Origin of the sequence: Coleofasciculus sp. H7-2 (assembly GCF_042747725.1) — a bacterium.
GTDB lineage: Bacteria > Cyanobacteriota > Cyanobacteriia > Cyanobacteriales > FACHB-T130 > FACHB-T130.
On record NZ_JBHZGO010000072.1, the window covers coordinates 1 to 7,387 of the forward strand.

The 7,387-nt window shown below is 47.2% G+C and carries 5 protein-coding genes and 1 tRNA gene; 1 reads left to right on the top strand and 5 read right to left on the bottom strand.

Annotated features, from left to right (window positions below):
- Positions 1-237: 237 nt before the first annotated feature.
- Positions 238-840 (bottom strand): glutathione binding-like protein, encoded by a 603-nt coding sequence (locus ACFW2W_RS14285; RefSeq protein WP_378179085.1) that lies wholly within the window; start codon positions 838-840, stop codon positions 238-240.
- 153 nt (positions 841-993) lie between these two features.
- Between ACFW2W_RS14285 and selD the strand changes: the two genes are divergently transcribed.
- Positions 994-3,303 carry a selenide, water dikinase SelD gene (gene selD / locus ACFW2W_RS14290; protein WP_378179088.1) on the top strand — a complete coding sequence of 770 codons (2,310 nt, stop codon included), beginning with the start codon at positions 994-996 and terminating at the stop codon, positions 3,301-3,303.
- 9 nt (positions 3,304-3,312) lie between these two features.
- On the opposite strand, the gene ACFW2W_RS14295 is transcribed toward selD, so the two are convergent.
- From ACFW2W_RS14295 to glyQ, 4 genes are all read right to left on the bottom strand, one after another.
- Positions 3,313-3,399 (bottom strand) — tRNA-Ser (locus ACFW2W_RS14295).
- Positions 3,400-3,473: 74 nt separating this feature from the next.
- Positions 3,474-5,762 carry a ComEC/Rec2 family competence protein gene (locus ACFW2W_RS14300; protein WP_378179091.1) on the bottom strand — a complete coding sequence of 763 codons (2,289 nt, stop codon included), beginning with the start codon at positions 5,760-5,762 and terminating at the stop codon, positions 3,474-3,476.
- Complete coding sequence (locus tag ACFW2W_RS14305; RefSeq protein WP_378179093.1) at positions 5,762-6,247, bottom strand: DUF4079 family protein; 486 nt, start codon at positions 6,245-6,247, stop codon at positions 5,762-5,764. The genes ACFW2W_RS14300 and ACFW2W_RS14305 overlap by 1 nt, the downstream gene beginning before the upstream one ends.
- 27 nt (positions 6,248-6,274) lie before the next feature.
- A complete protein-coding gene (gene glyQ, locus ACFW2W_RS14310) occupies positions 6,275-7,174 on the bottom strand; it encodes a glycine--tRNA ligase subunit alpha (RefSeq protein ID WP_378179096.1) in 900 nt (299 codons plus the stop codon).
- Positions 7,175-7,387: the final 213 nt, after the last annotated feature.

Here is a 7,387-nt window from a genome sequence, read left to right on the forward strand (position 1 = left end):
TTCAATTCGATTACTAATTCATTATCTCAGATTTGGAGATGTTCCAATTCCCTATCAAAATCAAAGAAATCATTTTCGGCTCCCCTCTCGCATTCTCGCTCGCATCATACCCTAATTCAGCAACGCCTAATAACGCTTTTGTGACTAGCTGAAAATATTAGCGATCGCTTCTTCTTAAAATAGATAGGTGGGCAGTGCCCACCCTCCCGCTACTTGTGCTTTTTACCTGTTGACTTCTTAGGGCACTGTCATACCGCGCTGTACGGCTGGACGCTGCTGAATTGTCTCAAACCAGCGTTTAAGATTTGGATGATTATCTAGGGTTAAACCTGGAAATTCATAGCTAGCAACCCAAGGAAATGTGGCAATATCAGCAATCGAGTATTCATTGCAGATAAATTCCCTATCTGCCAGCTGTTTGTCTAAGACACCGTAAAGTCGTAGTGTTTCTTTCTCATATCGCTCAATTGCGTAAGGAATCTTTTCCGGAGCAAATTTCTTAAAATGGTTTAATTGACCAAACATTGGTCCTACGCTTCCCATTTGGAACATCAGCCACTCCAGCACTTGAAAGCGAGCTTCTTGTTCTGTAGGTAGGAATTTTCCAGTTTTCTCTGCTATATAGATCAGGATAGCACCCGACTCAAAAACCGTTATGCCAGTGTCTTGGTCAACAATCGCAGGAATTTTGCTATTCGGATTAATTGCTACAAATTCCGGCGTAAATTGCTCTCCCTTGGTGATGTCAATCTTATGGACGTTGTAAGGAAGCTCGACTTCCTCCAACATGACAGAAGCCTTGCGCCCGTTCGGTGTTGTGAAGGTGTAAAGGTCAATCATGAGGTTAGATGTTCAGTTTTGCAGTTCCACAAGGTAGTGTAACTTGAACGACGGCGCGATACGTGCGATGCACTCTGCCAGCTCTGAAATAATTACCATGATCTATAGGGCTGGCATCTCGTCACTCTGGAAAATTTAAACACTGGCTTTTAGATGCAGGTAACATCTCCGATTGTTAAAGATTTAGTGCTGATTGGTGGCGGACACAGCCATGCCATTGTGCTGAAAATGTTTGGCATGAAACCGTTGCTGGGAGTACGCCTGACGCTGATTACAGACACTTCTCATACGCCCTATTCTGGTATGTTGCCCGGTCATGTGGCAGGTTTTTATGACTACGATGAAAGTCATATCGATCTGCGACGCCTTGCCGAATTTGCCCAAGCGCAATTTTATCTTGACCGAGCGATTGGTCTAGATTTGGAAAATAATAAAGTTATCTGTGCTAACCATCCAGATGTTGCATTTGACCTGTTATCAATTGATATCGGCAGTACCCCAGCCACAATATCTATACCAGGTGCGGCGGAGTACGCCATTCCAGCTAAACCCGTAGCAAAATTATTAAGTGAATGGAATCAACTGCTGAAAAGTGTTGCAGAAACGCCTGAGAAACCGATACAACTTAGCATTGTGGGTGGAGGTGCTGGCGGAGTGGAACTGGCGCTGGCAATGCAATCTCGCCTGCATCAATTGTTTGAGCATTCCCAGCAGTTTCCAGAAAATCTAGAAATCCATCTATTCCATAGCGGCGTTGAGCTTTTACCGAACTATAATCGCTGGGTAGGTCGGCGTCTTCAGAAGATTTTAACCCAGCGTGGGGTTGAGTTGCATCTAGAGGAAAAGGTGTGTGAAGTTCAACCGCACAAGGTTATTTGTGAGTCTGGTTTAGCGGTTGAATGCGTGAGTGTTGCGACTCCTGCTGAGTGTCGCGTTTTTTGGGTGACACAAGCATCGGCACCCCCTTGGCTGCAAACATCTGGATTGGCTACCGATACCAAAGGTTTTATTCAGGTAGATGATACCTTGCGATCGCTATCTCACCCCCAAGTATTTGCCGCTGGTGATATTGCCACGATGATTCATCATCCTCGTCCGAAAGCCGGAGTTTTTGCGGTGCGTCAGGGGAAGCCACTGTTTAACAACTTGCGGCGGACGTTACTGGGGAAACCACTCAAACCTTATAAGCCGCAGAAACAATATCTTAGTTTAATTGGTACAGGGGATGGTCAGGCGATCGCTTCCTGGGGAGCTATGGGGTGCGAATCCCGCTTGTTTTGGCACTGGAAAGACCGCATCGACCGTCAATTTATGGCACGCTTCAGCAATCTGCCAGAAATGTCAGAAAAAATCGTCAATCCTGACTCAGCACTCACGGTTGATGCCTCATTTAGCACTCACTCCTCCGTTCTCAATACTCAAATGCGCTGTGCTGGTTGTGCTTCTAAAATCGGCAGTACCACCCTAGAGCGAGTGTTGCACCGGCTCAAGGGGGAACAACCGCAATGGACGGACAGAGAGGATATCCTAGTTGGACTGGATGCACCCGATGACGCTGCTGTGGTGCGGGTACCAGTAGATCGGGTGATGGTTCATACCCTCGACTATTTCCGTACTCTCATCCACGATCCATTTATCTTCGCTCAAATCAGCGCCAATCACTGCTTGAGCGATATTTTTGCAATGGGAGCAACTCCCCAAAGTGCGCTAGCGATCGCAACTATCCCTTATGCTTTAGAACAAAAGCAGGAGGAGACTCTTTATCAGCTGTTGTCGGGTGCTGCCAAGGTACTTTACCAAGCGCAAACACCTCTCGTCGGCGGACACACAACTGAAGGTGCAGAACTCGTCTTTGGTTTATCTTGCAATGGTTTAGCCGATCCCCATCAACTGTTGCGAAAAGGCGGTATGAAGCCGGGTCAGGTGCTAATTTTGACCAAAGCACTAGGAACGGGAACTCTATTTGCTGCACAGATGCGCTTGCAAGTAAAAGGTCGCTGGATTGATGATGCCGTCCAGTCAATGCTGCTGTCAAATCAAGCCGCCGCCATGTGTTTATTAAAACATGGAGCTAAAGCTTGTACCGATATTACAGGTTTTGGATTGCTGGGGCACTTATTAGAGATGATTCAAGCCTCTGGTATAACGGTTGAATTAGAGATGGATGCAATCCCGGTGCTAGAAGGTGCAATAGAGACACTGCAAATGGGAATTTTCAGCTCTCTCCATCCCCAAAACTTACGCGCATCGAGCCAAATTAATAATTTATCAGCAGTTAGCGATCGCGCTACTTACCCGCTGCTGTTCGATCCCCAAACTTCTGGCGGTCTGTTAGCTGCGATTCCAGCCGAGCAAGCAAGTTCTTGTCTTGCCTTACTCCAATCTCTCGGTTATTCGCACAGCCGTGCCATTGGTCGCGTGATGCCTCGTGTTGAAGGCGTCCAGCCAATCTCACTGCATTAGTTGAATCAACGGAGAGGAGAGGATTTGAACCTCCGGTGACGTTGCCGCCACAACTGATTTCGAGTCAGTCGCATTCAACCACTCTGCCACCTCTCCAAGAACAAGTTAGCTTGTGTTACAGCTGATGTTCCAGTGTCTATCATAACTCTGAAAACTACCACTTGTTCAAGTTAATAGTTAATCCCTAAGTCATTTTCGGTTGCCTCCAGGGTTGTCTCAAATCCACCACTGGGAGTCCACTGGATGGCACCGTCACGATCGGTCGAGTAAAGCTGAGTTTTATTCTTTCGCAGCTCTTGCGTCGTTTCTGGATCGATAGTCGCGGAGGCAGCGATCGCTACCTTTGGTTGTAACTGCTTCAACAAATCTGCCTGTAAGCGCTCTCCCGACCACCAAAGCACCTGTGTAGGCGGCAATTGTTTGATAATCCCTAGCTTTTTTCCATCTTCCTCTGGCTTAAAATTTCCTAAGAGCAACCAAGTCTGGTTACTGATTTGCAGTTGCAAGACTGGCGGTTGATCGCTAATTAACTTGATAGACGTAGAGCCAACCGGCACACTTTGACCCAGTGGCAAGCGCATTGTTTGTAGGGGAACCCCTTGTGAGTACCCCGCATTAATACTTCCCAGGGCGGCATTATTAACATATAACGTTTTAATTAACAAGCGTTCCAAAATCTTAGACCAGCCACTTCTGAGGCTAGGCTGAGAATTGAAAGCGACTGCCCAGTCAATTTCATTGACGCCTTGCTGTTGCAAAAAAGGTAGCACGGTAAAACTAGCTGTTGTGGCATCCCCGCTATTAATCAGCATGACTTGTCCTTTATCTTGAATCACTAACACGGGTTCTCCTGTTGTAGAAAGTACCGTGACTCGAAACAAAGTTACTTTTGTCTGCCAAACCGGAACAACCACTAAACTGGCAGCAATTAGACCCGCAAACCACCAACGCCGACGCCACCATTTGCTGAGCGAAGCCAGAGCAATTAGCCCGTATAGAGTCAACAGTTGCAAAACAGAGATGGTGCCGACAGCAACAGAATTTCCTGGTAACTGGGAAAAAAATTGTACTAGCAGAATCAGCCACTGAGTTGGGTAATATAGCAACCAAGCCAAGGCACTTCCAGCTAAAGGCCAGATCAATGATGCTAAGGCGCTGATAATTCCACCAATACTAATGATGGAAATCAAAGGGGTGCTGATTATGTTTGCCAGGATGCTGTAGGGAGATACCAGACCAAAGACATAAAGTTGTAGGGGTAAAACCCACGGGAAAACGGCTATCGGAAGCGCAATCAAGGATGCGATCGCGGGTGGCAACCAATCCAGCCATTTTGTAACCGCCGGTACTGCAACTAATAATCCTAGAGTGGCTAAAAAACTAAGTTGAAAACCTAAATCCCAAATCCACAGGGGATTAAACAGCAATAAGAGAGTGGCAGCAAGTAGCAGCGAACTCACCGGCTTAACCTTTCGTTGCATCGCCAAAGCAATTAATGCCCCGACTCCCATCACCCCGGCTCGAACCACAGAGGGCTGCAAGCCTGTTAGACCTACAAAAACTATTAGGGCACCGAACCCAATGATAAATTGCGTCCGCACCGAAAAACGCTGGGTTAGAGCCACCACCACACCCAGAATTAAAGAAATTTGAAATCCAGACGCCGCAAGGGCATGAGCCAAACCACTCTGGATAAATTTATTGCGAACATCGTAAGGTAAATCTACCGCCTGATTCCCCAACACCATCGAACTGACCAGCTGACCCTCTGGACTGCCTAACCAACGTACTTGAGATTGGATGATCCGCCGCCGGATAGTCCAGAATCCCCACGGACGTTTTTCTGGTTCATTAGCAAAGCTAACTTGACGCCCGCTAAGACCGGCAAACCCACCTTCTCGTTTTAGGTAAGCCTGAAAGTCAAAGGCTCCTGGATTGGCAGCGGGCTTAGGTTTATACAAGACGCCAGTTACTGCTATTTCTTGACCCGGATATAAACCAGTAGCTTGCAGTAAAGGCACAGTTACATATAACTTGCCCGTCACCCCCTGACTAACATCAGCGGGTTTGTTCTCGCCGTTCTTGACCTCATTTAATTTAGAGGCTTCCAGCCAGAATTGCGATCGCTGACTTTGCGTCAGACGGGGCGGAGTCGCAATCTTGCCCTGAACAGTGACAACCTGCTCCTGCCCTCTAATATTTTGGGCAGACACAAACTTGCTAATGTCATTCGGCGCTGGTTGCGGCACTCGCACTTGAAAATAAAGTGCCGCTAGCCACCCAACAATTCCAGCCGCCAGCCACACTCTCGATTTCGGGCCGGTTCGCCAAAATCGGGGTAAGACAATAGCCGCCCCAATCCCCAAGCCTAGTATTCCGTACTTCCCCCAGGGCGATCCCGTAGAAAGTAAGCCCAGAATATAAGCCAAACTTAAAATGACGCCATTGGCTAAGTTCATTAGATAGTCAAACCTATCTTCAAGCCCAGTACAGCGTGCAGAAACGGCATACAGAGGGCTGTGCTTCCCAAGTAGGGGTCACAAACTGTCCGCAACACCGCTTTATTGCCCCCAAAACCAGTCACACCGATAATCCCATTAACGGCTAGCAATACCAGCACAATTGAACCCATCTCAAAATGCAGACTTTCCAATATTGATTGCTGCATTACCAGAGACAATAATCCACTGGTGTAGCCTGCTGCCGCTAACAGAAAAATCCAGGTTGCAAGTTTGTCGTGGTCAGCTCGACTTTTTTTAGTAACATCTGCATCCGTCACCATTCGTCCGCACCATTCGGCTAGTCCTACAAAAGTGCTTATTCTAAAGATTACAATCGCCATCATTAGCGGATGTCTCCAAGGCACAACTGGCTCGGCAATCCCCAGTTTGTCAAATTGATGGCTAATGCGTTCCAAAACCCCACTTAGGCTTACCAAGCCCACTGAAATACCTATCCTCCAAATTTCTAGCTAGTTTTGAGCGACTGGTTCTTTAGCTTCTTGTAGTTTACACAGCGGAAATCCCAGTGCCTCTCGTTGCTGCAAGTACAGCTCAGCGACTCGCCGTGCCAATTTGCGAATTCTGCCAATGTAGCGCGTCCGCTCGGTTACAGAAATGACTCCTCTAGCATCCAGCAAATTAAATGTGTGAGAACACTTCAAAACATAATCCAGGCTGGGTAAGACAAGTCCGCGTTGAGCTGTTTGCTCTGCCTCCTGCTCGTACAGACCAAATAAGGTAAACAACAACTCTGGGTTGGATGCTTTAAAGTTGTAGACACACTGCTCAATTTCTCCCTGGAGGTGAACATCTCCATAGGTAAGATCATCAGTCCAGTGAATTTTAGTCAATGCATCGACCTGTTGGAGGTACATGGTTAATCGCTCCAAACCATAAGTGATCTCAATTGAGACAGGTCTACAATCAATGCCTCCGCACTGCTGAAAGTAAGTAAACTGAGTGATCTCCATCCCGTCTAGCCAGACTTCCCAGCCAACACCCCAAGCTCCTACTGTGGCATCCTCCCAGTTGTCTTCCACAAACCGGATATCGTGATCCTCAGGACGAATACCCAACGCTCTTAGCGAGTCCAGATATATCTCTTGAATATTATCTGGTGAAGGCTTAATCAAAACTTGATACTGATAATAGTGTTGATAGCGATTCGGATTCTCGCCGTAGCGTCCATCTGTGGGACGACGGCAAGGTTCGACATAAGCCACAGCCCAAGGTTCAGGTCCAAGACATCTTAAAAAGGTATGAGGATTCTTGGTGCCTGCCCCTTTCTCAATATCGTAGGGCTGAGCGATCAGGCAACCGCGATCGCTCCAGAACTTATGCAATGTAGCAATCACCGACTGAAAATTCACAGATTCCTTTCCTCAGGCGCTCAATGCATAACCCATTGTGGCGCAAATGCTGCGCCCCTTGGGCTTTTCAGAAATTATCAAAAAAATTTTTCAAAACAGTTGACAGAGTTGGTAAGAGGTTGCTACATTAATAAAGCGGTCGGGAGAGCAAGCGAAAGTGAAGCGACACCGAAGCGCACCGAACCTAGAAAAAATAATAGTTTGAAAGCCAAG

Bases quoted from the DNA above. Each gene is read 5' to 3' on its own strand.
- ACFW2W_RS14285 (WP_378179085.1), bottom strand. From the start codon at position 840: ATGATTGACCTTTACACCTTCACAACACCGAACGGGCGCAAGGCTTCT.
- selD (WP_378179088.1), top strand. From the start codon at position 994: ATGCAGGTAACATCTCCGATTGTTAAAGATTTAGTGCTGATTGGTGGC.
- ACFW2W_RS14300 (WP_378179091.1), bottom strand. From the start codon at position 5,762: ATGAACTTAGCCAATGGCGTCATTTTAAGTTTGGCTTATATTCTGGGC.